The organism is Flavobacterium flavipigmentatum (assembly GCF_020911905.1).
Taxonomy (GTDB): Bacteria; Bacteroidota; Bacteroidia; order Flavobacteriales; family Flavobacteriaceae; genus Flavobacterium; species Flavobacterium flavipigmentatum.
In genome coordinates this window covers 4,270,751-4,295,247 of sequence record NZ_CP087133.1, presented here as the reverse complement: position 1 = coordinate 4,295,247, position 24,497 = coordinate 4,270,751, and the positions used below count along the sequence as shown (strand labels likewise).

The 24,497-nt window shown below is 34.3% G+C and carries 23 protein-coding genes; 16 read left to right on the top strand and 7 right to left on the bottom strand.

The window, feature by feature from the left end:
- Window positions 1-42: 42 nt before the first annotated feature.
- The 10 genes from LNP22_RS18120 to LNP22_RS18075 all read left to right on the top strand — a co-directional run bounded on the left by LNP22_RS18120 (window position 43) and on the right by LNP22_RS18075 (window position 7,041).
- Entirely contained in the window at window positions 43-1,392 is a 1,350-nt protein-coding gene (locus LNP22_RS18120; protein ID WP_229974700.1) for a dihydrolipoamide acetyltransferase family protein, read from the top strand.
- Window positions 1,393-1,609: 217 nt separating this feature from the next.
- On the top strand, window positions 1,610-2,380 hold the full coding sequence (locus LNP22_RS18115) for a 3'-5' exonuclease (RefSeq protein ID WP_210666218.1): 771 nt from the start codon (window positions 1,610-1,612) through the stop codon (window positions 2,378-2,380).
- Between the two features lie 85 nt (window positions 2,381-2,465).
- Window positions 2,466-3,077 (top strand): fumarylacetoacetate hydrolase family protein, encoded by a 612-nt coding sequence (locus tag LNP22_RS18110; protein ID WP_229974699.1) that lies wholly within the window; start codon window positions 2,466-2,468, stop codon window positions 3,075-3,077.
- On the top strand, window positions 3,077-3,421 hold the full coding sequence (locus LNP22_RS18105) for an Hpt domain-containing protein (protein WP_229974698.1): 345 nt from the start codon (window positions 3,077-3,079) through the stop codon (window positions 3,419-3,421). Before LNP22_RS18110 ends, LNP22_RS18105 begins: the two co-directional genes overlap by 1 nt.
- 213 nt (window positions 3,422-3,634) lie before the next feature.
- Window positions 3,635-4,888 (top strand): CinA family nicotinamide mononucleotide deamidase-related protein, encoded by a 1,254-nt coding sequence (locus LNP22_RS18100; protein ID WP_229974697.1) that lies wholly within the window; start codon window positions 3,635-3,637, stop codon window positions 4,886-4,888.
- 71 nt (window positions 4,889-4,959) lie between these two features.
- Window positions 4,960-5,196, top strand: coding sequence for a 50S ribosomal protein L28 (gene rpmB / locus LNP22_RS18095; RefSeq protein ID WP_007805815.1), 237 nt, complete (start codon window positions 4,960-4,962; stop codon window positions 5,194-5,196).
- A 27-nt stretch (window positions 5,197-5,223) separates the two neighbouring features.
- A complete protein-coding gene (gene rpmG / locus LNP22_RS18090; RefSeq protein WP_007805817.1) occupies window positions 5,224-5,406 on the top strand; it encodes a 50S ribosomal protein L33 in 183 nt (60 codons plus the stop codon).
- A 70-nt stretch (window positions 5,407-5,476) separates the two neighbouring features.
- Window positions 5,477-5,629, top strand: a complete 153-nt coding sequence (locus LNP22_RS18085) for a DUF4295 domain-containing protein (protein ID WP_072961632.1) — start codon at window positions 5,477-5,479, stop codon at window positions 5,627-5,629.
- Window positions 5,630-5,900: 271 nt separating this feature from the next.
- Entirely contained in the window at window positions 5,901-6,854 is a 954-nt protein-coding gene (gene ftsY, locus LNP22_RS18080) for a signal recognition particle-docking protein FtsY (protein WP_210666214.1), read from the top strand.
- Window positions 6,855-6,861: 7 nt separating this feature from the next.
- Window positions 6,862-7,041, top strand: a complete 180-nt coding sequence (locus LNP22_RS18075) for a hypothetical protein (protein WP_229974696.1) — start codon at window positions 6,862-6,864, stop codon at window positions 7,039-7,041.
- Window positions 7,042-7,147: 106 nt separating this feature from the next.
- Here LNP22_RS18075 and LNP22_RS18070 read toward each other — a convergent pair whose 3' ends face one another.
- Window positions 7,148-8,212: a serine hydrolase domain-containing protein gene (locus LNP22_RS18070; protein WP_229974695.1), complete on the bottom strand. Its 1,065-nt coding sequence runs from the start codon at window positions 8,210-8,212 to the stop codon at window positions 7,148-7,150.
- Between the two features lie 263 nt (window positions 8,213-8,475).
- Here LNP22_RS18070 and LNP22_RS18065 point away from each other — a divergent pair, with 263 nt between their 5' ends.
- Window positions 8,476-8,916 carry a lipocalin family protein gene (locus LNP22_RS18065; protein WP_229974694.1) on the top strand — a complete coding sequence of 147 codons (441 nt, stop codon included), beginning with the start codon at window positions 8,476-8,478 and terminating at the stop codon, window positions 8,914-8,916.
- A complete protein-coding gene (locus LNP22_RS18060; protein ID WP_210666210.1) occupies window positions 8,897-9,193 on the top strand; it encodes a DciA family protein in 297 nt (98 codons plus the stop codon). The genes LNP22_RS18065 and LNP22_RS18060 overlap by 20 nt, the downstream gene beginning before the upstream one ends.
- Window positions 9,194-9,325: 132 nt before the next feature.
- Here LNP22_RS18060 and LNP22_RS18055 read toward each other — a convergent pair whose 3' ends face one another.
- Window positions 9,326-9,745: a nucleoside-diphosphate kinase gene (locus LNP22_RS18055; protein WP_035640013.1), complete on the bottom strand. Its 420-nt coding sequence runs from the start codon at window positions 9,743-9,745 to the stop codon at window positions 9,326-9,328.
- 110 nt (window positions 9,746-9,855) lie between these two features.
- Window positions 9,856-11,445: a bacillithiol biosynthesis cysteine-adding enzyme BshC gene (bshC, locus tag LNP22_RS18050; protein ID WP_229974693.1), complete on the bottom strand. Its 1,590-nt coding sequence runs from the start codon at window positions 11,443-11,445 to the stop codon at window positions 9,856-9,858.
- Between the two features lie 111 nt (window positions 11,446-11,556).
- Here bshC and LNP22_RS18045 point away from each other — a divergent pair, with 111 nt between their 5' ends.
- Window positions 11,557-12,834, top strand: coding sequence for an MFS transporter (locus tag LNP22_RS18045; RefSeq protein WP_210666208.1), 1,278 nt, complete (start codon window positions 11,557-11,559; stop codon window positions 12,832-12,834).
- A gap of 74 nt (window positions 12,835-12,908) precedes the next feature.
- Here the strand turns inward: LNP22_RS18045 and LNP22_RS18040 are convergent, their stop codons facing one another.
- The gene (locus LNP22_RS18040) at window positions 12,909-16,961 is read right to left on the bottom strand and encodes a DUF7948 domain-containing protein (protein WP_229974692.1); all 4,053 of its coding nucleotides are present in this window, start codon (window positions 16,959-16,961) and stop codon (window positions 12,909-12,911) included.
- Window positions 16,962-17,081: 120 nt separating this feature from the next.
- On the opposite strand from LNP22_RS18040, the gene LNP22_RS18035 reads away from it, so the two are divergent.
- The gene (locus LNP22_RS18035) at window positions 17,082-19,286 is read left to right on the top strand and encodes a B12-binding domain-containing radical SAM protein (RefSeq protein ID WP_229974691.1); all 2,205 of its coding nucleotides are present in this window, start codon (window positions 17,082-17,084) and stop codon (window positions 19,284-19,286) included.
- On the opposite strand, the gene LNP22_RS18030 is transcribed toward LNP22_RS18035, so the two are convergent.
- The 3 genes from LNP22_RS18030 to LNP22_RS18020 are packed head-to-tail and all read right to left on the bottom strand — an operon-like array spanning window position 19,287 to window position 22,050.
- Window positions 19,287-20,051 carry an MBL fold metallo-hydrolase gene (locus LNP22_RS18030; protein WP_229974690.1) on the bottom strand — a complete coding sequence of 255 codons (765 nt, stop codon included), beginning with the start codon at window positions 20,049-20,051 and terminating at the stop codon, window positions 19,287-19,289. It abuts the gene before it with no gap.
- A gap of 53 nt (window positions 20,052-20,104) precedes the next feature.
- Window positions 20,105-20,791 (bottom strand): response regulator transcription factor, encoded by a 687-nt coding sequence (locus tag LNP22_RS18025; RefSeq protein ID WP_229974689.1) that lies wholly within the window; start codon window positions 20,789-20,791, stop codon window positions 20,105-20,107.
- Window positions 20,788-22,050, bottom strand: a complete 1,263-nt coding sequence (locus LNP22_RS18020; RefSeq protein ID WP_210666204.1) for a sensor histidine kinase — start codon at window positions 22,048-22,050, stop codon at window positions 20,788-20,790. The genes LNP22_RS18025 and LNP22_RS18020 overlap by 4 nt, the downstream gene beginning before the upstream one ends.
- 162 nt (window positions 22,051-22,212) lie before the next feature.
- Between LNP22_RS18020 and LNP22_RS18015 the strand changes: the two genes are divergently transcribed.
- On the top strand, window positions 22,213-22,626 hold the full coding sequence (locus LNP22_RS18015) for a DUF1573 domain-containing protein (protein WP_229974688.1): 414 nt from the start codon (window positions 22,213-22,215) through the stop codon (window positions 22,624-22,626).
- Window positions 22,627-23,303: 677 nt separating this feature from the next.
- Window positions 23,304-24,371, top strand: coding sequence for an outer membrane beta-barrel protein (locus LNP22_RS18010; RefSeq protein WP_229974687.1), 1,068 nt, complete (start codon window positions 23,304-23,306; stop codon window positions 24,369-24,371).
- The last annotated feature ends 126 nt before the right edge of the window (window positions 24,372-24,497 follow it).

Here is a 24,497-nt window from a genome sequence, read left to right as displayed (position 1 = left end):
TTTCGCAATCTGAAAATCAAAATCACCTTTTAGGTTAATAATATGGCAAGATTTGAATTAAAACTTCCTAAAATGGGAGAAAGTGTCGCTGAAGCAACTATTACAAATTGGTTGAAAGAAGTAGGAGACAAAATTGAAGCTGATGAAGCGGTACTTGAAATTGCAACTGATAAGGTTGATAGCGAAGTGCCGAGCGAAGTATCGGGTATTTTGGTTGAGCAATTATTTGGTAAGGATGACTTGGTTCAGGTTGGTCAAACCATCGCAATTATCGAAACAGATGGTGATGCTCCAACAACGAAAGCGGTTATAGAGACTGCTGTTCCTGATGAGATTGCTGAGATTGAAAAAAACATCGAAGTGGCAAAAGAAGTGGTTGCTGCTCCACAAGATTTTTCAGGTTCTGATAAATTTTATTCTCCATTAGTAAAAAATATTGCAAAAGAAGAAGCAGTTTCTGTTTCCGAATTAGAAAATATTGCAGGTTCAGGAAAAGACGGTCGTGTGACCAAAGAGGATATTCTTAAATATGTTGAGGATCGCAAGGCTGGTAATATCACGCCAAAAGTAGAAACAGCTGCAAAAGTTGAGGTAGTGGCGCCTAAAATTGAGGAGGCAGCTCCTAAAGCGGTAGCGCCAGTGGTTCAAAAAAGCCAACAAGCGGTTCCGGTTTCTGTAAACGGAGGCGACGAGATTATCGAAATGGACAGAATGCGTAAACTAATCTCAGGTTACATGATCGCTTCGGTGCAAACATCGGCTCACGTGCAATCTTTTATAGAGGTTGATGTAACGAATATCGTAAAATGGAGAGATAAAGTAAAAACTGCTTTTGAAAAAAGAGAAGGCGAGAAGCTTACTTTTACGCCTATTATGATGGAAGCTGTTGCAAAAGCATTAAAAGATTTTCCAGGAATGAATATCTCTGTTGATGGTGAATATATCATCAAAAAGAAAAATATTAACTTAGGTATGGCGGCTGCTTTACCCAACGGAAATTTAATTGTGCCTGTTATTAAAAATGCGGATCAGTTAAATTTGGTTGGAATGGCAAAAGCGGTAAATGATTTAGGTAATCGTGCAAAAGCAGGAAAACTTAAACCGGATGATACACAAGGCGGAACTTACACCGTAACAAACGTAGGGACATTTGGTAGTGTGTTTGGTACCCCAATTATCAATCAGCCTCAGGTGGGAATCCTGGCTTTGGGTGCTATTCGTAAAGTGCCTGCGGTTATTGAAACTCCAGAAGGTGACTTTATCGGAATTCGCCAGAAAATGTTCCTGTCGCACTCTTACGATCACAGAGTGGTAGATGGTGCTTTAGGAGGAAGTTTTGTAAAAAGAGTAGCAGAATATCTGGAAGCTTTTGATGTAGACAGAGATTTCTAAAAAGTTTTAGACTTAAAATATCGCCCAATAAATTCAGTAGAGTTTATTGGGTTTTTTTATTTGTTTAAAAAGTAAAACAATTCTGAAAAAATTAGATTTGAAGATTCTTTTTTGTGAGTTTTGAAGTAAAATCAAATGATTTTATGACCAAAAAAAGTGAATAAAATAGGAAAAATTCGGCTTTAAAAATTACATTTGTAATCTTATAAAATAAAAAATGGAACTGAAACTCAACAAACCAATTTGCTTTTTTGATCTTGAAACAACGGGAATTGATATTGGAAAAGATAGGATAGTAGAAATTTCGATATTGAAAGTTTTTCCAAACGGAAATAAAGAAAGTAAAACATGGTTGGTGAATCCGACTATTCCAATTCCGCCGCAAACAACGGCTGTGCACGGTATTACAGATGAAAAAGTAGCCAATGAACCTACTTTTAATGAGTTGGCTCCGCAAGTCTATAATATGATTAAAGACAGCGATTTGGGTGGATTCAATTCGGATCGTTTTGATATTCCGTTGCTGGCAGAAGAATTACTGCGTGCCGGAGTTGATTTTGATATGAAAAATAAAGTCTCTGTCGACGTGCAGACGATCTTTCATAAAATGGAAGAGCGCACGCTGAGTGCCGCATTAAAATTTTACTGCGGAAAAAGCCTCGAAAATGCGCATTCGGCAGAAGCTGATACAATGGCGACTTACGAGATTTTAAAAGCACAATTAGATCGTTATCCTGAATTGGAAAATGATATGAAATCCTTGTCAGAATTTACAACCCGAAAAAAGATCGCCGATTTTGCAGGAATGATCGCTTTTGATAATGATAACGAAGAAATTTTTACTTTTGGGAAGCACAAAGGCGCAAAAGTAGACAAAGTGCTGCAAACCGAACCAGGATATTTTAGCTGGATTCAAAATGCTGATTTTCCTTTGTATACCAAAAAAGTCCTGACGGCTATTAAATTAAGAAAATTAAATACGAAATAAGGTGCTGAGTGACTAAGCTTCTGAGATGCTAAGTTCTAGTTTTTAGAGTCTTAGTCACTTAACAACTTAACAACTCATAAAAAGAATGAAAATCATCTGTATCGGTAGAAATTATACCAATCATATTGAAGAATTAAAAAATGAGCGACCAGCTGAACCGGTGGTTTTTATGAAACCGGATTCTGCTGTATTACTAAAACAACATCCGTTTGTAATTCCCGAATTTTCGCAGGATGTACATCATGAAATCGAGATTATTGTTAAAATTAGTAAGGTTGGAAAGTACATCGAACCTAAGTTTGCATATAAATATTATGACGAAATAAGCGTAGGAATCGATTTTACAGCCAGAGATTTGCAAGCCAGACTAAAAGAAAAAGGATTGCCTTGGGAAAAAGCAAAAGCATTTGATGGTTCTGCGGTTATCGGTGATTTTTTACCCAAAACTGATTTTGCTTCGATGGAAAATCTTACATTTGGATTAACGAATAATTCTGAAATAGTTCAAAAAGGAAATTCAAGCCTAATGTTGTGGAAAATAGATGAGCTTATTTCGTATGTATCGCAGTATTTTACACTCAAAATTGGCGATATTATTTTTACAGGAACCCCCGAAGGTGTTGCTGCTGTAAAACCAAACGATGTTTTAGAAGGCTTTTTAGAAGATAAAAAATTATTTAGAATACAAGTAAAATAATGGCTTTAAAATACAACCTTTCAAAAGTATACGCACTCTCAGATAATGATCCGGATTTTGTAAAAGACATCCTGACATTATTTGTTAACGAAGTTCCTGAAGACCTAAAAGAAATCAGAGAAGGAATAAAGAAAAAAGACCATAAACATGCTTATGCTTATGCACACAAGGTAAAACCTACTCTGGATTTAATGGGTCTAAATGTCGCTTTTGAAGAGATTCTGCAAGTAGAAGCCTGGACAAAAGCAGAGGGCAAGAAAAAAGAGATCATCGAGACTTTCAAAAGTATCAAAATACAAGTAAAAGAAGCAATCAAAGAAATCAAAAAAGACTTTGATCTTTAGCATTTGGGCGTGACCCTATTTTTGCCCGATAAAAATCAGGTCAAAAATAGGGTCGGGTTTTTTGCTGTATCTTTTGTTCCATAACGTTTTTTGGTTGTCCAGACGTTTTTTTCGTCACAAAAGGATGCCGTTTCAACCCCTCACGCAATTTGTCACGACCACATTCATCTTAAATAATGGCTTATAATCGGGTCAGAAAAAAATAGCACACACATGAAAGCAACCATCATTACTATCGGAGACGAAATTTTAATAGGCCAAATTATTGATACAAATTCTGGCTTTATTGCCAAATCACTCGACAAAATAGGCGTAGAAGTCACAGAAATGATTTCGATAAGCGATGATAAAAAACATATTCTGGACACTTTTGCACAATTGCAAAACAAAGTAGATGTTGTTATCGTAACCGGAGGATTAGGGCCAACAAAAGACGATGTGACCAAAAAAACATTTTGCGAATATTTTGATGACAATTTGGTCGTAAATCCAGAAGTACTAGCGCACGTAACCCAATTGATAGAAGGTTTTTACAAACGTCCTATTTCACAATTAAATAAAGATCAGGCTCTTGTTCCTTCAACTTGTAATGTATTGCACAATCAGGTAGGTACCGCACCCGGAATGTGGATGAAGAAAGAAAACACCGTTTTTGTGTCTCTTCCGGGGGTTCCGTACGAAATGAAATATTTAGTCGAAAACGAAATAATTCCAAAAATTGTTCGCGAATACAAACGCCCTTATATCATTCATAAAACCATTCTAACGTATGGTCAAGGCGAGAGTATGGTGGCAGAACGTATAGAAGATTGGGAAAATAATTTGCCCGATTTTATCAAACTGGCATATCTGCCAAGCCCAGGAAGGGTACGCCTGCGTCTGTCTGCCCGAGGAACAGACAAAGAAATGTTAGAAACAGCTCTTGAAACCAATATACAATCACTAGATGCTATAATTAACGATATTATAGTAGGTTACGAAGAAAACGAAACGATCGAGGTGATTGTAGGAAGAATGTTAGCCAAACAAAATAGAACTATTTCGACTGCAGAAAGCCTTACAGGCGGAAAAATTGGTTCTGTTTTATCAGCTGTTCCCGGAGCATCAAAATATTATAAAGGCACGGTGGTTTCGTATGCAACAGAGATAAAAGTGAATGTTCTCGGGATCTCGCAAGATTTGATTGATAAATATTCGGTGGTAAGTGCTGAGGTTGCAAAGGCTATGGCTTTGAATGTGAAACAGATACTTAAAACCGACTATGCAATTGCCACAACAGGTAATGCAGGACCTACAAAAGGAGACTCAGATGCCGAAATCGGAACGGTTTTTCTTGCAATTGCAACCCCAAATGATATAATTGTAGAAGAATTTAATTTTGGTCAACCACGTGAAAAAGTGATAGATAGAGCCACGTTTAAGAGTTTTGAAATATTACAGAAAGAAATTTTAAAAAATGTGCATTAATTTTTTGTTTCAATCGTTTATTTTTCTTTTCTTTGCACCCTGATTTTGAATAACGATAAAAGATAAGTATAATGTCAAGAGTTTGTGACCTTACAGGTAAAAGAGCGATGGTAGGAAATAACGTTTCTCACGCTATGAACAAAACTAAGAGAAAATTTTCTGTAAACTTAGTTAAGAAGCGTTTTTATCTTCCAGAAGAAGATAGATGGATTACTCTTAGAGTAGCAGCATCTACGATAAAAACAATTAATAAAAATGGAATTTCTGCTGTTTTGAAAAAAGCGCAGTCAGAAGGATTTATCAAATAATCTTTTCCTAAATAAATAGATAGCAAGATGGCAAAGAAAGGTAATAGAATCCAGGTAATTTTAGAATGTACTGAGCACAAGACTACAGGTGTTGCAGGGACTTCAAGATACATCACAACAAAGAACAAAAAAAATACTCCAGACAGATTAGAGATTAAAAAATTTAATCCAATCTTGAAGCGTGTAACTGTTCACAAAGAAATTAAGTAATAATTAGAGGTTTGATAAAATCTCAGGTGGAAACATTTGGTTTTTTATTAATTTCAATAACATTTGAATCATGGCAAAGAAAACCGTAGCATCGTTACAAACAGCTTCTAAGAGATTATCAAAAGCCATCAAAATGGTGAAATCTCCTAAAACTGGCGCTTATACATTCGTAGAATCTATTATGGCTCCTGAAGAAGTGGACACTTTCTTGAAAAAGAAATAATAACAATCACATTATATAGAAAAGCTACTTTCATTCCGAAAGTAGCTTTTTTATTTTTATATTTGTCTAAAATTTTTTAGAAGCACAGCAATTGGCTTTTTTTAAACATGATTCCCGCCATCCGCTATATCTTTGTCTGCCTAAAGAAGGCAAACAAAGGATATCGCTACTGTCGGGGCTAGTCTAAAACAATGGTGCTTTTTTTCAATTTTCAGGCTTCAGATTATTTAGAAATATAAGAAGTCTCCAATCTTAAATTAATCTACAAAAAATGAGTTTTTTTAAAAAATTATTTTCTACTGATAAAAAAGAGACTTTAGACAAAGGTCTCGAAAAATCAAAAACTACTTTCTTTTCAAAATTAAGCAAGGCAGTTGCCGGAAAATCTAAAGTCGATGACGATGTTCTGGACAACCTCGAAGAAATTTTGGTTGCCTCAGATGTTGGCGTAAACACGACACTTAAAATTATTAAGCGAATCGAGAAACGCGTTGCCGATGATAAATATTTAGGAACAGAAGAATTAAACCAAATACTTCGTGACGAAATTGGTGCTTTGTTATCTGAAACCAACAGAGGCGAAGCCACCGAATTTGAGATTCCGAAAGATAAAAAACCATATGTTTTAATGGTCGTTGGTGTAAATGGTGTTGGTAAAACGACTACAATTGGCAAGCTGGCGTATCAGTTTAAAAAAGCGGGTTATAAAGTGGTTTTGGGTGCTGCAGATACTTTTCGTGCCGCAGCGATCGATCAATTACAAGTTTGGGCTGATCGTGTGGATGTTCCTATTGTAAGGCAAAATATGGGCAGCGATCCTGCTTCTGTTGCTTTTGATACCTTGCAATCTGCGGTGGCTCAAGATGCCGATATCGTGATTATCGATACTGCCGGACGCTTGCACAATAAAATCAATTTGATGAACGAGTTGACCAAAGTAAAACGTGTAATGCAAAAAGTGGTGGCCGATGCACCACATGATGTGCTCTTGGTTTTGGATGGTTCTACGGGTCAAAATGCTTTTGAGCAAGCCAAACAATTTACTGCCGCTACTGAAGTTACTTCTCTTGCCGTGACAAAATTAGACGGAACAGCAAAAGGCGGTGTTGTTATTGGTATTTCTGACCAGTTTCAGATTCCTGTAAAATACATTGGTATTGGTGAGGGAATTGAAGATTTACAGGTCTTTAATAAATATGAATTTGTTGATAGTTTCTTTAAATAATTGTAGAATGAGTTTTTCTTCTTTAAAAAATTTAACACCAGTTACGTTTTATTTTGCAAGTGTGGTGTGTTTTGTTTTGGCCAATGTACTTAAAGGCAAAAGTTTGTCTTTTTATTATGTTTTATTGGTTGTAGGACTGATTTTCTTTTTTGTCGGAATGCTAAAAAGAATACGCACGAAGCGATAAAATTAATCGAATTAAGATTTTATAATAAAAAAATCAATATTTCTAAATCCCAAATTCCAATTTTAAAGTTGGGATTTGGGATTTATTTTTTAGAATTTATACAAAGTTACTTGTACAAAGCGCTAATTTTCTCCCATAAAGTTTCGTCAAAATCAGACAAAGCAAGATTGACATCATCTGCAGCGTCTCCCATTCTGATAATTACCATTTTTTTACTCGGAATAACATATATTTTCTGATCGTTTTTGCCCAGTGCCATAAACATATCGTTTGGTGCGGTCGGAATAATACTTCCTGGAAAAGTAAGTTGTGATTGTGGTAAATGATAATTGCTTTTTCCGTTCAGCCACCACAAATAACCATATCCTAAATTGATGTTTTGCGAAGTATTTGTTGCTTCGTTAAAGAAAGTTTCATTAAGGATTGTATTGTTGTCCCATTTTCCTTTATTGAGCATTAGGAGGCCAAAACGCGCCATACTTCTTGAGTTGCTCATGTAGACACTGTTTACGTCAATCTGAACCCAATTGCCGTTCATTCCGATTTTGTCTCGTAATTTGGTGTTAAAATAATTCCCCCAAGTTTGTCCGCTTGCCTGAGCGACTACATCCTGTAGTTTTACATAGACATTATGATATGCCCAGCGGGTTCCAGCATCTGCTTTGTAAATCAAACTTGCTGGGTCAACTTCGTCAGTGGTGTCGTCTACACCTGAAGTCATGGTGAGCAGGTTTTTGCACGTAATGAGGTTTTCTTTGGCCAAAGTTTCGCTTGTCCAGCCGGTACCAATATATTGCGATACTTTATTATTGATGTTGAGTAAATTCTCTTGTTGTGCAATTCCTGTCACGGTCGAGGTGAGTGTTTTTCCGGCACTTGCCCAATACCAGTTGGTGCTGGCGGTATGACCATTGAAATAATTTTCTAAAACAATGCGGCCGTTCACCAAAACAATGAATGATTTGGAATGTTTAAGCTCGAGATAATCTAAAAGCGGTTGTACAGCATTTTGATTCCATTTGAGGTCGGAAATAGATTGCGTTTCCCAAGTAGTTCCTGTTAAAGGTGGAAAATACATGGTTTGATTGGTGGTTGTGGTTGTGTCGTTGTCTTCTTTGCTACAGCTGAAGAACGTGAACAGGATCAGGATTTTACAAATGTTTTTGGTCATGGTTTTTGTTTTTGGTTTGGGGTTTGACCAAAAATATGCAAAATAGTTTAATGTGTTTGGTGTTTTTTTATTTCTTTTGAATTTTATAAGGTTAACTTTGTAGTCTGCAAAATAATATTCTGAAAACTGGAGTCCTAGCCCTGATGGGAGCGGCATCCTTTTGTGGCGGGGTTCGCCACAAAAGATAGAGTCGGACAGCAGGAAATAGCTCCCGATACTTTAGATATTTGGTGCGAGAAGGTCTAATTTTAAAAAATAAAAACATGAAAAAATCGTTTATAATTTTGTTTGTATCAGTTTTGATGATAAGCTGTAAGCAGGAAATTAAGTCGGAGGATATTGCAAAACTAAATGGTTATTGGGAAATTGAAAAAGTAGTTTTTGAGAAGGGTGAAGAGAAGAATTACGGTATGAATGAGAGTTTTGATTATTTTGAAATCAAGAATAATAAAGGATTTAGGAAGAAAGTTATGCCACAATTTGACGGAACTTTTTTGACAAGTGATTCTTTCGAAAATGTCACGGTACGTTTTGACGGAGAAAAAACTTTTCTGGATTATAAAACAGCGTATGCCAAGTGGAGTGAGGAAATAATTGCAATTTCTGATAAAGAATTTGTAGCTAAAAATAAAGAAAACAAAGAATATCATTATAAAAAAGCAGGACCGATAAATTTACTAAAAGATGGCGAAAAGACTAAATAATGAAAGTACGATTGGAGCGGTTTTGCAACAAATTATTCAGGTCAATAAGCTACAGCCAGGAATGGATCAAATAGATGTGAAGGAAGCTTGGCGACAATTGATGGGAAACGGCGTAAATACGTATACTAAAAATATAGTGTTGAAGGGAAGTACGCTGTATGTAGAACTGGGTTCGGCTGTTTTGAGAGAAGAACTGAGTCACGGAAAGTCTAAAATTGTAAAAATGATCAATGAAGAATTGGGTCGTGATGTGGTTAAGGATGTGGTGCTGCGATGATTTTAGATTTTAGATTTTAGATTTTTCGAAATTTTCAATAAAAAAATCCATTTCAAACGAAATGGATTTTTTTTGTGATTGTTAAGTTCAGTAATCTAAAATCTAAACTCTGAACTCTAAAATCTAAAATGATTAAAACTGCTCTCTACCAGCAAAGTGAAATGCGCTTTCGATAGCGGCATTTTCGTCGCTATCAGAACCGTGTACTGCATTTTCTCCAATAGAAGTAGCGTATGCTTTACGAATAGTTCCCTCAGCAGCTTCAGCTGGATTTGTAGCTCCAATTAAAGTTCTGAAATCTTCTACTGCGTTTTCTTTTTCTAAAATAGCAGCAACGATTGGTCCGCGTGACATAAATTCAACCAACTCTCCGTAGAATGGTCTTGCAGCGTGTACTGCATAAAATGCCTGAGCATCAGCTACAGTTAATTGTGTTAATTTTAAAGAAACGATTTTGAAACCTCCGTTTGTAATCATTGCTAAGATATTCCCGATGTGTCCGTTTGCTACAGCATCCGGCTTGATCATTGTAAAAGTTCTATTTGTTGCCATTTTCTTGCGATTTTTAAATTTTGTGCAAAAATAGACTTTTTTATGAATTGTTTTTAATTAATTCATAATTAAAACTTCACGAATTGATGTTTTAGCAAATAAATACAAAACTAAATGGTGATGATGTCAAAATTAGTTGCCAAAGGTTTGAGTTTTTGCAATAAAAGCGGAATCAATTGCTCGCCTTTTTCGAGATAAAATTCTGAAAAATTCGCTTGACGTTCCTGCAAACTTTTATTGGGGAACAATTCACATTGCAGATCGATAACACGCTGTAATTGGTCGCTTAGATTTCTTTTTTGTGCTTTTAATAAACGTTTCTCCAAATTCTCTAAGCCTTTTGTTTGCTTGACTTCCTGCGCTTTTACAGCACCAATAAAAGATTTATCGGTTTGTTGCGCCAATGCTGAAAGGTGCTGAAATTGTTGAGCTAAAATTTCTTTTTGAGGCGTTAAATCAATTGGAAATGGAGATAGTCTATGTGTAATCGCATTGATCAAATCGGCTGGTTTGGCAAATAAATCTTGCCAGCTTAAACCTAATTTGTCTGCTTTTTTTACTTGTTTTTCTGTGGTTAAAAGTACTGAGTTTCGCACCAAAAGCATCGGGAAAGTAATGTTTACGGCGTCAAAAAAAGATTTTAATTCCAGCCAGTAAGCAATTTCTCCACCTCCGCCAATGTAGCACAAATTAGGGAGAATGATTTCCTGATACAAGGGACGCATGATTACGTTGGGACTGAATTTCTCTGGATGATTCTCTACTAAATGTAGAATTTCTTCTTCTGAAAATGATGTTGTAGTACCGTTGACGATGTATTTGTCATTCTCAAAAACAATTCGTTCACGCAAAGTGTCTTCGATATAAAATAAATTGATTTCACGAGGATTAACCTGTACCGTATAGTTTTTTAGTTGTTCGATTGTTTTCTGAACCGTTTTGAAAGAAGTTTGTTTTATTAATTCTTCTTTTATGTAAGGAATGAAGGCTCTTTTTAAATGCGCATCATCAGCATCCAAAATGACTAAACCTTGTGCGGCAAACAAACTATTGGCTAAAAAACGGGTGGCATCGGCTAAATTTTCATGTTGCAAATAGGCTTCTTCAAATAGTTTTTTTAGATAATTCGCATTGGTACTGGCGCCCAATTCTTTAGAATAAATCTCCAAAAACTCGATTAAACCTTCTGTAGAAAGTCTTCCTACCGGTCCTGTACTTTCCTTATTCCAACGGAATTTTTTTCCTTTAAAATTAAAATAATTAATTTCTTCAAAATCATGATCTTCAGTCGCCATCCAGTAGATGGGTACAAAATTATGAGCAGGATATTTCGATTTTAATTCTTTGGTAAGATTGATTGTCGAAATAATTTTATATAAAAAGTACAAAGGTCCGCTAAACAAATTCAGCTGATGACCTGTGGTAATAGTAAAAGTATTGGAATGCTCTAGTAGTCCGATATTTTGCTGGGTCGCATCTGAAATTTTGATGTTTTGGTATTGCTTTTTTAAGGTTTCAACCAAAGGAATTCTATTCGAGTTATCGAAATTTTTTTGCTTTTCAGCGATTTGTTTTTCAAAGTTTTCCAGTGTTGGAAAATGATTATATAGGGAGTTTAAATCTGATTTTTGCTCTAAATAATCGTGTATCAAAGTCGAGAAATATCCAGAGTTTTGATAGCTGATACAGTCGGTTGGCATATTGATTTTTATTTGTTGCTAAATTACCAAAAAAAAGCGGAACTAAATATTTGTTACTTTCAAAAATTAAATAGACTTTTAAGGTCTATTTACTAAATCTTTTCGAACCACATGAAAAATAATCCTAAGCAAGAGAACTCTCTAAAACATGTTCTTTTTGGCAGTTTAATTGGTACTACCATTGAGTTTTTTGATTTTTATATTTACGCCAATGCGGCAGTATTGGTTTTTCCGCAATTGTTTTTTCCTGGTTCAGATTCGACCACTTCGGTAATAGAATCGCTCGCTACGTTTGCAGTTGCTTTTTTTGCAAGACCTATAGGCTCGGCGGTTTTTGGTCATTATGGTGATAAAATTGGACGAAAAACTACCTTGGTCGTGGCTTTATTAACTATGGGAGTCTCTACGGTTTGTATTGGTTTACTGCCTACTTATGCCAGTATCGGCATATTGGCACCCATTTTATTGACGGTTTGCAGGTTTGGTCAAGGACTGGGTTTAGGTGGCGAGTGGGGTGGAGCAGTTTTATTGGCCATCGAGAATGCTCCTCCTAACAAACGTGCTTGGTACGGAATGTTTCCACAATTGGGTGCGCCAATCGGATTATTGCTTTCTGGTGGCACATTTTTGATTTTAGGAGATGTTTTGACCAACGAACAATTTTTTGACTACGGATGGAGAATTCCGTTTATTGCGAGCTCTGTTTTGGTAGTTGTAGGGTTTTATATCCGATTGAAAATTACAGAAACGCCATCGTTTGTTCAGTCTGTTGAAGCCAAAGAACAAGTCAAAATTCCACTTGTAACCATTCTAAAAAAGTATCAGAAAGAATTAATTTTCGGCACATTTGCTGCGGTAACTACTTTTGTGGTATTTTATTTAATGACTGTTTTTAGTTTGAGTTGGGCGACTACCAATCTCGGATTTGCAAGACGTGATTTTTTGATAATTCAGCTTTTCTCAGTTCTGTTTTTTGGGTTTTCGATTCCGATTTCGGCTATAATCGCAGATAAATTTGGAAGAAGAAAAGTTTTGATAGCGGTGTCGATAGCCATTGTTTTTTTTGGATTTTTGTTTGCAGCTTTCTTAGATTCCGGAAGCGTAACTTTTATTACGATTTTTTTATGTCTTGGAATGACCTTGATGGGGTTGACTTACGGACCACTTGGAACTTTTCTTTCAGAATTATTCCCAACTGAAGTGCGTTATTCCGGTGCTTCTCTAACATTTAATTTGGCCGGAATTATTGGTGCAGCATTTGCACCTATGATTGCCATTTGGTTTGCTACCCATTACGGTTTAACTTATGTTGGATATTATTTGTCAATTGCTGCAGTAATTACAGTTTTGGCACTTTTATTTGTGTCTAAAAAAATACATAAGTTTTAAAATATTTTTATCTGATAATTAAAAAGTCAGTTTTAATAGTATTAGACGGACTTCTTTTGTATAAATGTAAACTTTTATCGCTTTAAGCTAAAGTGACTTCTGAATTCTTTCCCATTCAGTCTGGTAACTACAAACCAATAATCTGAAGCGGGTTCATCCTGACCACTATAAGTTCCGTCCCAGGAAGCATTAATTGGTAATTCTTTAATGAATTTCCCATATCTGTCAAATATCCTAATTCCTGTGTTTGGAGCCAGATAAGCAAAATTTATAGTCCAGATGTCATTAAAACCATCATTATTTGGAGTAAAAAATTTAGGAAACGGAAGTTCGTCTACATAATTAATACAATCACCAAATGTTGCTTCAGATATATTTACAGTTACAGGTATTTTGTCACTTTCACAACTATTTGTAGTTTGAGAGGCATAATAAGTGGCTCCATTTTCAATTGGAGTTAATTCTGATAATTTGATATTCGAAGAAGCACTTTCGTACCAGTTAATGTTTTGTCCCGCAATATCAATATTATCTATTAAGGCGTTTTTTTGAATACAAAATACTTGCGGTGAATTGGCAATTGGCGGTTTTGTGTCTTGTACTTTTATATTAATTGCTACTCTTTCACTTTCGCAATTGTTAATAGTTTGGGTAACGAAATAAGTTTTGTTTTCAAGTATTGTTGTTGTTGAAAGACTATTTCCAACTGTTGCTTTATCATACCAGATTAGATCTTGTCCACTAATATTTATATCAGCAATTGTTGCATTTTCATCAATACAAAAACTTTGATCGTTTTTTGCTATTGGCAGTGTACTATCAGTAACTTTAATCAAAATCGGCGTTCTGTCGCTTTCGCAACCTACTGTTTGGGAGGCATAGTATGTTTTATTGTTTTCCAATAAAGTTGTATTTGGTAAAACAGCTGCTGCAAAATTCGTGTCGTACCATTTTATATTTTGACCAAAAATTGCAATATTATCTAAAGTCGCTTTTTGACTTTTGCAAAAGGGTTGATTTGCATTTCCTGTTGGAGCAGAAGGTGTATTTTCAATCGAAACTGTAACGCCAAATCTTTCGCTTTCGCAAGTATTTACAGTTTGTGAAGTATAATAAGTTTTACCATCCTGAAGATTCGTTGATGTTGATAAAGGATTTCCATTTACCACAGCATCGTACCATTTTATGAGATCTCCATTAATCTGAATATTTGCAATTGTCGGATTTTGTCCTGAACAAAAAGATTGATTTGCATTTCCTGTTGGAGGTAAAGTATTCTGTATTTTTGCTGTTACTGCAAATCTTTCACTTTCGCAACCATTTATTGTTTGTGTTGCATAATAGATTATATCATTTTGAAGTAAGGTTGTACTTGGTAAAAGTGTTCCGGCAGCTGCAGCATTATACCATTTTATATTTTGACCTGTGATTTGAATATTTGCCAATGTTGCATTTTGTTGGATGCATAAATTTTGTGAGGTATTTGCCACCGGAAGTGGTTGACGAGTAATAGTAACCATTTGATTTTGATGTGAGATATTGCCATTTCCATCATTATAGTTCCAGACAATTGTATAAGTTCCGGGTAAACTATAAGATAAAGGATTTGTAGTTGAACCAGTAATTGCACCTGCACACATATCTGTAGCTGTAGGAATTGTGGTTATAGTCGTGTGGCAATCTCCTGTTATTGTTGGTAGAGTTGCAATATCTGGAACGGCAGCTTGAACGTCGCCAATAGCAACAGTGATTTTTTTTGTATCATCACAACCACCAGTTCCTGTAATTAAACAGCTATATTCTCCAATATTAGTAGTTGAAGTATTTGTAATTGTTGGATTTTGATCTGTTGACGTAAAACCATTTGGACCTGTCCATGAATAATTTATACCTCCAGATGCTTTAAGTTCTAAGGTTTTACCAATGCAGACTGGTGAGTTGCTTGATACTGTGGGATTTGATAAACAATCTTGAAATTTAACCAAAAAAGCATCGGCAATATTTGGGGTAAAACCATTTATATCTTGGTATAAATTTGGCTGATATGTATTTGAAGTAGCAATATTAGTTTTACTATTAGTACTTCCTGCAAGATAAACATTGGAATTATTATCAACGTCAGTCATTATTGCATTATCAGCCTTTTCTCCTCCAAAATAAGTTGCCCATTCTCTTTGCCCTTCAGTATTAAATTTTACTAAGTAAGATTCTGTACCTGCATTTTTAATTTCTTGATATGTATTTGGTGTAGTAATAAAACCATTTTCGTATCTTCCTATAAAATAAATAGAGCCATTTTTAGTGACAGATCCTCCAGAAGCTTCCGGAAAAAAATAAGTACCCCATATTTTGAATCCATTAGGATCAAATTTTATGATACCTCCACATTTACCCAATCCATTTGCAACAAAATTTTGCTGAAAAGAACCTGGAGTGCTAATATTTATAGTGCTATTTGTTTCTCCAAAGCAATAGAGGTTATCTGTTCCATCAATTCCAATGTAATAAAATAAATCTGTTTTTTCTCCTCCAAAATATGTACCCCATTTTCTACTACCATTGGGTGAAAATTTGACCAAAAAATTATCCTGATTTTCATTGAATTCTTTAAAAGAACCTATTGTTGAAATACCACTACTGCTTTGTGAAGAGCCTAAAAAAATAATATCTCCATTAGAATCAATTTTAGAGTCAGAAATAGAATCATCATTATTTCCTCCGTAATAAGTTCCCCATTGTCTTATCCCGTCTTTATTTAATTTTGCTATAAATCCGTCTCGTGCATTATTTGATGATTTTATGATATTTAATTGATGCGCATTTGAAGTAGAAATATTTTCATAACTAAATGTGGCACCACAAATGTAAATGTTTTCATTTGGATCAACTGTAATACTATATATATTGTCATTATCTAAGCCTCCGTAATAAGTTCCCCATTGTCTGGTACCATTATTGTCAAATTTAGCAACAAAACCATCATAAAACTTGCTTTTAATTGGCTGATGGCTACCAACTGTAGAAATGTTATTATTACTTAGAGACGCTCCAACTATATAGATGTTATTAGAATTAGAAATTTTAATTTGAAAAATATCATCTGTACTTGATCCTCCATAGTATGTTCCCCAAATCCTTGTACCATCACTGTTTAGTTTTGCAAAAAAAGAATCATAATTACCAATTGATGCATAATTATTTTGATTTGATCCTGTTGATGCAATATTGATTGTACTGTAAGTTGTTCCTGAAATGTATACAAAATCATCTTTTGTACAAATAGATGATACATAATCTGGTTGTGCTCCGCCATAATAAGTTCCCCAAAGTCTCATGGGTACAGGATCAATAATGATAGTTTTTCCATCAACAGCATTAACTGTATCAAACCCATAAACAGCTCTCTTAATCTTCTTATAACTAACATAAATTTCCTTTTTACTATTTCCCTCTTCACTCCAACTCGAAGGAAGGGTTTCTTCCATTTTTCCAAAACGAACACTCATCTGGATTTTATTATCAACCAGATCAGTTTCAGCACCATTAAATTTTAATTGAATGTCAGAAATTTTTCCTTTAGGATGAATTACAAAATTATATTCTACTGTTTTTTCCGGATCTTTCGGAATAGAAAATACAATATCAATATTTGGATAAATATTTTTATAAGTAATTTGTTTATATTGGTGTACTCCTAAAATACCATCAGGTTTATTTAGGATATTATAATAATTTTCAAAGTCGTCTGATGGTTCTTCTGCGATCAATTCTACTTTTGAACTGGAATTCAGAAAATCAATATCAATTCTATGAAAAGTATATTCCAAACTAGATTCTGGAAGCTCCTCCTTTTTACTTTTCTCAAAATGTGAAGGCAAAACATTTTCATGTCTCGGATTTAACGAAGGATTCTTTTTTACTTCATAAATATCATAAGAAAATCCATTTTTCTTAAGCTGAACATTCAAACCATTAGAACTTAATAAGTACTTTACAGCTGTATTTGACTTTCCTTTTTGATCAATAATCTGACCTTTGTTTTCTTTAAAACCAAGAGATTTGTTTTTATTTTGAGCTAAAGTTAAACTGTTAATTATGAGAAAAAAAAAGAGTAAAGTTCGCTTCATTTGATAGATTTGAGTTAAGACAAATGTAATTAATTATCTACAAATAAAATTAAAATAACGATATAAATCTTTTCTTCAAAATCATCCAAATATCCCGTATTTTTGCAAAAAATATTTCTTTTGAAAACCAAACTCTTCGTCATCACGCCTCCTTTTACACAACTGAATACGCCGTATCCGGCAACAGCGTATATAAAAGGATTTCTAAATACAAAAAATATCGAATCGGTTCAGGCGGATTTAGGTATTGATGTGATATTGGAATTGTTTTCGAAGAAAGGGTTGATTGATTTGTTTCAGGTTTCAAGTTCCAAATTTGAAGTTTCAAAACCTGAAGTCTCCGATAATTCGAAACGTATTTTTGCTTTACAGGATGAATACATCAAGACCATTGATGCTGTAATTCTGTTTTTGCAGGGAAAAAATCCAACCTTGGCTTTGCAGATTTGTCAGGAAGATTTTTTGCCGGAAGCTTCTCGTTTTGCACAGCTCGAAGAACTCGATTGGGCTTTTGGGACCATGGGAACGCAGGACAAAGCCAAGCATTTGGCAACTTTGTACCTGGAAGATATTTCGGATTTTATTGTAGAATGTGTCGATGAAAATTTTGGTTTTAGCCGATATGCCGAACGTTTGGGTCGAAGCGCTAATTCTTTTGATGAATTGTACTGCGCTTTACAACAAAAACTAACGTACATTGATTCAATTTTAATTTCGCTTTTAAAAGTTAAAATTGAGGAAATAAAACCCACATTGTTTTTAATTTCTGTTCCCTTTCCAGGGAATTTATATAGCGCTTTTCGGTGCGCGCAATGGGTAAAACAACATCATCCTGAGATCAAGATTTCGATGGGTGGCGGTTTTCCAAATACCGAATTACGATCTCTTTCTGATGCTCGTGTTTTTGAGTTTTTTGATTTTATTACCTTAGATGATGGTGAAGTGCCGATTGAGGAGTTAATTTTTAATCTCGAAAATCCAAATTCTGATTCTTATAAAAGGACTTTTTTACTAGAAAATGGCGAAGTTGTTTATAAAAATAATTCCTTAAAACACGATTATAAGCAAGCTCAGGTCGGAACGCCAGATTACTCTGATTTGTTTTTGGATAAATACATTTCTGTGATCGAAATTGTTAATCCAATGCATAGAATGTGGAGTGACGGGCGATGGAATAAGCTTACAATGGCACACGGATGTTATTGGGGAAAATGTACTTTTTGCGATATTTCGCTCGATTACATAAAAGTTTATGAGCCCGTGGCAGCCAATTTGCTTTGCGATCGCATAGAAGAAATGATGCTTCAAACGGGACAAAATGGCTTTCATTTTGTCGATGAAGCAGCGCCGCCAGCTTTAATGCGTGCCTTGGCGCTGGAAATTCTTCGTAGAAAATTAGCGGTAACCTGGTGGACGAACATTCGATTCGAAAAAAGCTTTTCTAAAAATCTGTGTTTGCTCTTAAAGGCTTCCGGTTGTATTGCTGTTTCGGGCGGGTTAGAGGTAGCTTCTGATCGTTTATTGAAATTGATTGATAAAGGTGTTACAGTTGAACAAGTAGCAAAAGTGACGAGCAATTTTACCGAAGCAGGGATTATGGTACATGCTTATTTAATGTACGGTTATCCGACACAAACGGTTCAGGAGACTGTAGATAGTCTCGAAATGGTGCGTCAGTTGTTTGAAGCGGGCGTTTTGCAATCTGGTTTTTGGCATCAATTTGCAATGACAGCGCACAGTCCTGTTGGGTTGTATCCAGAGAAATTTGGCGTGACAAAAACAACCGAAATTATCGGAACTTTTGCCAATAATGATATTGATTATACCGATGCTACTGGTATTGACCACAATAAATTTAGTTTTGGATTAAAAAAATCACTTTTTAATTTCATGCACGGTATCTGTTTTGATTATGAGTTGCAAGATTGGTTTGATTTTAAAATTCCAAAGACTAAAATTCATCACGATTTTATTTTTAATGCGCTTGAAGAACAAAACCACTTCGACACAAAACCAAATGCAAAAGTGGTTTGGCTAGGCGGAAAGCCACTTGTTGAGTATTTTACAAAATCAAAAAAAGGTCAAACCTGGGAAATGATGACGCTGACTTTTCATGATAAGAAAGAAAGATTTGTTATTCAAACTAATAAAAGTGAGGGCGAATGGCTGATTCAGATTGTACAAAAAACCGCTATTTCAAATACAAAAAATTATACTTTTCAAGAAGTGAAAAATGATTTCGAAACGCAATTAGAGGATTTCGAACTATTTTGGTATTCGAAACCCATTAATACGTTACGCGAATTTGGTTTGCTGGTTTTATAATTAGTAATCAACGCTTTCTCCGTCAAGCGGAATGGCAACTTTTTCGAGAAGATTATTTTTTTCAAGTGCCAGTTTCAATTCTTCCCGGGTTGTGGGACAATGGTTGAGAGCTTCGAGATGATTTGCAAGCACTTTATTGGGTGCCAGTGCTACAAATTTTAAGATATCATCCATTTTCATTAAAAGAGGTTGTCCGATGTCAAGTCTTGCTGTTCCACAGGCGAAAACAGCAATGTCTGGTTTTTTTTCGATCAAAACTTTTTCTACATCTTTTGTAAAAATGGTATCAGCGCTTATGTAAATTGATTTTTCATTAGGCAATTCAATATAAAAACCCATCACATTGCCCATCAATTTTGCAATAAATCCATAACCGTGAATGGCAGGAATTCCTGTAATTTTACCTTCTAAAAAAGCTTGTTTTTCACCATAATTTAAGGTTTGAGAGATGTTTAGGCCTCTTTTTAGTAACGCTTTTTCGTCTTTGGTACTACAGATTACTGGAGTGTTTTTTCTCCTTAAAAAAATCTCTCCTCTTTTGTCAATATGATCAGGATGCAAATGAGTTATCAAGCAATGTGTGACACGGTTTAGGATATCTTTGCTATTGCGAGGCAGCATCACCAAAGGGTTTCTTTTAGGTTGGTAGCGAAATAATGTAAAAGGAGCAATCGTTTTTCTCTTTCCCAACATTGGATCTACCAAAATTACGTGATCTTCTGTTTCTATGATTAAAGTAGCGTTTCGTAAATGATGTAATTTCATATTTGAAATAATTAGATATTAAATTTACGAAAAATAGTGATAATGAAAAATTATTACACCATTGAAAATCGAAATCCAATTCCGTGCAGGTTTTCTATTGCGATTCCGCTTTCGCTAATTAGAATTTTTCGCAAACGTGAAATAAAAACATCCAGACTTCGTCCCATAAAATAATCATCAGTACCCCATAATGACATCAGAATCTGTTCTCTTTTTAAAACTTTATTTTTGTTGTCAAGAAATAATTTGAGGAGTTCTGATTCGCGCTGAGTGAGGCCAATTTTTTCATGATCATTAAAAAGAATAAAATTTTTGGTATCAAATTGGTATTTTCCAATTTCATAAAGCGATTTTTCAAGAGTAATATTTTTTTGCACTCTTTTTAAGAAAATTTCAATTTTTAAGAGCAATTCTTCAATGCTGAAAGGTTTTACGAGATAATCATCGGCGCCCAAACGCAATCCTTTTATGCGGTCTTCTTTTAAAGTTTTAGCTGATAGAAAAATAATAGGGACATAATTATCGAGTTTTCTAATTTCGGTTGCCAATTCAAAGCCATCCATTTTTGGCATCATAATATCAAAAATGCAAATGTCAAAATCTTCTTTTTTAAAAGTTTCGAAAGCTGATTTTCCTTCGCAGCAATGTACAACCTCATAATTGTTTTGCTCCAAAATGTCTTTGGTTAAAAAAGATAACGTTTCATCGTCTTCGGCATAAAGAATTCTGATTTTTTTCATTTTTTATAAGGAATTGATAAGGTAATCGTAGTTCCGTTTACGCTGTTGTTTGAGGCCGCAATTTTCCAGCTTTGTAAGGTGCAAATCTTTTTTACATAGTACAAACCGAGTCCAAATCCATTGACTTCGTTGCTTTTTGAGTTTTGAATGCGGTAAAACTTATCAAATATAAACGGAATATTTTTAATTGTAATTCCGATCCCGTTGTCGATGAATTCTAATTTTAAAATTTGATTTTCGATTGTAATCCGAATCAAAATTTCGGGTTGCGAATCACAATATTTTACGGCATTGTCGAGTAAATTATACACTAAATTGGAAAAATGAAAAATATCGGTTGCTATCTGATGATCATCAGTATTTGATTCGATTGTAATATTAGCGTCAGGATATTTTAATTGAATGTTTTGAATGGCTTCTTCGAGAACTGGTACGATCAGGACGCTTTCGATTTTTAATTCTAATGCTGTATAATCTGATTTGGCAACATTCAGAATTTTTTCGATATGACTATTCAATTTATTACTCTGATTGATAATAATGTCCGTATAAGTATGCAATTTTTTATCTTCTTTAATCGGATTTTGCTCGATCAAGTATTTAGAAGCAATGAGAATAGAAGATAAAGGTGTTTTGAACTCATGAGTCATATTATTGATGAAATCACGCTGCAATTCCGAGTATTTTTTTTGCTGCAAAAGCGTAAAAATGGAGTACACATAAATTAACAGAATAAAAATAAGCATGATCGAAAGTACAAACCAAAAACGCATCGAACTAAAAAGATAACTTGTTTCGTTTGGGAACCGCACAGCAAAATAATAGATCAAATTTTGATGTTTTGGAAAATAAACAGACTGTTTTGCTTTGCTTTTTTCGGATAGCGAAATATAATTGCCATAAATCATTTCGTCGCTTTGACAGTTGTACATGGCGTATTCAAAATCTGTCGTAATATTCATTTTTTTGAACTCAGATTTTAGATAAAATTCCAGAATATCAGGTTCAAAATCATTGTCGATGTTTACAATATAGTAGTCATTGGCTATTTTTTGCACCGGATTTTGTGCGGGTAATTCATGATTAGTGCCTTCGTATAGTTTTTTGGCAACTTCCAGCAAAGCAATATGTGTTTTCTGGCTTAACTTTTTTTGCTCTAAAGTAAAAGCCTCTTTTGTCCACAATAACTGTGCAATCAATATTCCTATGATGGCTACAAGTCCGAGAATAATGATGCTATTGAGTTTATTTATTTTCAAACAAAAGGATTTAGAAGTGCAATATTAATCAAAAATAGATTTAAAAACTCCCATTAACAAGTCATTAACAAACATTTGAAAGCGGTTAACAGCGATTGTAGAAGGTCATAAGTACTTTTGCTATAGAGAATAACAAGAACTTTAACCATTAAATAAATAACTATGAAAATGATCAAAATTACAATGTTGGCTTTGGCCTTGGGATTAATGTCTTTTGCGACAATCTCGCCGGTAGAATATTTGATTGCTAAGAAGAATAACACAACTTTGGGTGCAGCTATTGTCTGGAAAACAGAAAGTGTTGATGTTGGTGAAATTCCGCAAGGAAAACCAAAAGCTATTGTTTTTGAATTTAAGAATTCTGGAAATACAGCGATTGTTGTTACTAATGTTGTCGGCTCTTGCGGCTGCACAGCGACAGATTATACCAAGGAGCCAATTCTTCCTGGAAAAACAGCAAAAATCACGGCTACTTACAATGCAGCAAATAAGGGTGCCTTTACAAAAACAGTTACAGTTACTACAAATGCAGAGGCTACGCCTAAAGTGCTTACTCTAAAAGGAACCGTAATCTAAGATATAAGGTTGATTATATAAAGGTGAAAACTCCGGATGCTTTATGCGTTCGGAGTTTTTTTTTGCTTTTAAATTATTGTAATCTTCAAAATGTGCTTTGCATTTTGTTAACGAAATCTGTTCTGTTTAGAGCAGTTTTTTTGTTTTTGGTAATTTGTATAGTACTAATTAAGGATCCTTTTTTTGTAATTTGAAGGATATTTATTTGTAAGAATTTTAACTTCGGTAAAATGTAAATTATGTTTTAATTAAATCAGTTTTATTTTAATCAATTTTTATTAATTAGAATTATACCCCATATTTTTTAGGGTAAAATTGATTTTTTTAATTTTAAAAAGGTTTTTTTGTGTTTAAATATTCTTATTTTTTAATTAGAACCCTTAATTTTTATATGTTTTTTATAAAATTTAGTTATTGAATTTTCAAAAACAAATCCTAAATAATATGAAATAACGATTATTGAATACTAAATTTTTGTAATCCATAATTCTTGCGTCAAATCATCAAAAAAGTACTTTTGGATTCTTGTGATGATACAAAAGTTAATAAATTCGCTAATGAAAATGGTGGTGTTTTTAGGAATAAAAAATAATGTTTTAAATAATGATTTATACTGTCACTAGATATAAGAAGGATTAACTAACCAGAATCAATATTAACTAAAAACCAATTAAAACATGAAAAAAGTAGTATACATTTTTGCTGCGATGCTAACAAGTTCTTTCGCTATAGCTCAAGAAGAGGAAGTGTCAGTTTCGCCAGCGACCACTTTTGCAGGATCTGCGGATGCCTATTATAAGTATGATTTTGCCAAACAAATGAATGGTTTGACGAGTTTTACAAACTCACAAGACTCTTTTGAACTAGGAATGGCTTCTATAGAAGCATCACACACATTTGGAAAAGCATCTGTATTTGTAGATTTGGGTTTTGGAAAAAGAGCAGGAGAATTTTCATATAATGAAACAACAGATAAAGATATCAATGCAAAATTTTTAATAAAACAATTATATTTCACTTATCAAATTTCTGAAGAATTTAAAGTAGTAGCGGGTAGTTTTGGCACTCATATCGGGTACGAATTAGTTGATGCAGTAGATAACAAAAACTATAGTATGTCGTACGCATTCTCATACGGTCCGTTTTTTAATACGGGTATAAAAGCACAATATACTTCGGGCAAATTTACAGCAATGTTGGGTATTACAAATCCAACCGATTTTAAGTCGGCGATGGATGCTGGTACAAAACAAAAAACGTATGTGGGACAAATCGGGTATGTTGGTGAGACAGGAAGTGCTTATCTGAATTTTACAACAGGAAGCGGTAACCCTGCCTTTGATGACAACAAAACGCAATTTGATTTTGTGGCTTCAAAAACAATTACAGATGCATTTTCATTAGGTTTTAATGCAACTTATGCAAAAACTAAAAATGATTTTGACAGTGAGTTAGATGGCGATTGGTTTTCAGTAATAGGATATGCCAGCTATGCTTTTAAACCAAGTTTAAGTTTGGCTTACAGAGCAGAATATTTTGATGGAAAAGATGCTATAGGTTTAGGAACATTAGATGGTTCCAGTGTTTTTGCGAATACAATATCATTAAATTATAAAGTAGGTAAATTAACAATAATCCCTGAGTTACGTTACGATGCTGCTTCAGAAGATATCTTTTTAGATACTGATAGTGCACCAGCTGGCGGATCATTTTTCGGATTACTTGCAACAACATACTCTTTCTAGAGACAAAGATTGATATTTTTTTTTTTTTTTTGGAGCTGTCGAAACATAATAATGTTTAGGCAGCTTTTTTATTGACATCAATTGTAAAGTGACCAAAATTGATTGGTAGTGAATTTTATTTGATCA

What these genes read in the sequence shown, in the direction of transcription:
- LNP22_RS18120 (WP_229974700.1), top strand. Translation starts at nt 43, where the DNA reads ATGGCAAGATTTGAATTAAAACTTCCTAAAATGGGAGAAAGTGTCGCT.
- LNP22_RS18115 (WP_210666218.1), top strand. Translation starts at nt 1,610, where the DNA reads ATGGAACTGAAACTCAACAAACCAATTTGCTTTTTTGATCTTGAAACA.
- LNP22_RS18110 (WP_229974699.1), top strand. Translation starts at nt 2,466, where the DNA reads ATGAAAATCATCTGTATCGGTAGAAATTATACCAATCATATTGAAGAA.
- LNP22_RS18105 (WP_229974698.1), top strand. Translation starts at nt 3,077, where the DNA reads ATGGCTTTAAAATACAACCTTTCAAAAGTATACGCACTCTCAGATAAT.
- LNP22_RS18100 (WP_229974697.1), top strand. Translation starts at nt 3,635, where the DNA reads ATGAAAGCAACCATCATTACTATCGGAGACGAAATTTTAATAGGCCAA.
- rpmB (WP_007805815.1), top strand. Translation starts at nt 4,960, where the DNA reads ATGTCAAGAGTTTGTGACCTTACAGGTAAAAGAGCGATGGTAGGAAAT.
- rpmG (WP_007805817.1), top strand. Translation starts at nt 5,224, where the DNA reads ATGGCAAAGAAAGGTAATAGAATCCAGGTAATTTTAGAATGTACTGAG.
- LNP22_RS18085 (WP_072961632.1), top strand. Translation starts at nt 5,477, where the DNA reads ATGGCAAAGAAAACCGTAGCATCGTTACAAACAGCTTCTAAGAGATTA.
- ftsY (WP_210666214.1), top strand. Translation starts at nt 5,901, where the DNA reads ATGAGTTTTTTTAAAAAATTATTTTCTACTGATAAAAAAGAGACTTTA.
- LNP22_RS18075 (WP_229974696.1), top strand. Translation starts at nt 6,862, where the DNA reads ATGAGTTTTTCTTCTTTAAAAAATTTAACACCAGTTACGTTTTATTTT.
- LNP22_RS18070 (WP_229974695.1), bottom strand. Translation starts at nt 8,212, where the DNA reads ATGACCAAAAACATTTGTAAAATCCTGATCCTGTTCACGTTCTTCAGC.
- LNP22_RS18065 (WP_229974694.1), top strand. Translation starts at nt 8,476, where the DNA reads ATGAAAAAATCGTTTATAATTTTGTTTGTATCAGTTTTGATGATAAGC.
- LNP22_RS18060 (WP_210666210.1), top strand. Translation starts at nt 8,897, where the DNA reads ATGGCGAAAAGACTAAATAATGAAAGTACGATTGGAGCGGTTTTGCAA.
- LNP22_RS18055 (WP_035640013.1), bottom strand. Translation starts at nt 9,745, where the DNA reads ATGGCAACAAATAGAACTTTTACAATGATCAAGCCGGATGCTGTAGCA.
- bshC (WP_229974693.1), bottom strand. Translation starts at nt 11,445, where the DNA reads ATGCCAACCGACTGTATCAGCTATCAAAACTCTGGATATTTCTCGACT.
- LNP22_RS18045 (WP_210666208.1), top strand. Translation starts at nt 11,557, where the DNA reads ATGAAAAATAATCCTAAGCAAGAGAACTCTCTAAAACATGTTCTTTTT.
- LNP22_RS18040 (WP_229974692.1), bottom strand. Translation starts at nt 16,961, where the DNA reads ATGAAGCGAACTTTACTCTTTTTTTTTCTCATAATTAACAGTTTAACT.
- LNP22_RS18030 (WP_229974690.1), bottom strand. Translation starts at nt 20,051, where the DNA reads ATGAAATTACATCATTTACGAAACGCTACTTTAATCATAGAAACAGAA.
- LNP22_RS18025 (WP_229974689.1), bottom strand. Translation starts at nt 20,791, where the DNA reads ATGAAAAAAATCAGAATTCTTTATGCCGAAGACGATGAAACGTTATCT.
- LNP22_RS18015 (WP_229974688.1), top strand. Translation starts at nt 22,213, where the DNA reads ATGAAAATGATCAAAATTACAATGTTGGCTTTGGCCTTGGGATTAATG.
- LNP22_RS18010 (WP_229974687.1), top strand. Translation starts at nt 23,304, where the DNA reads ATGAAAAAAGTAGTATACATTTTTGCTGCGATGCTAACAAGTTCTTTC.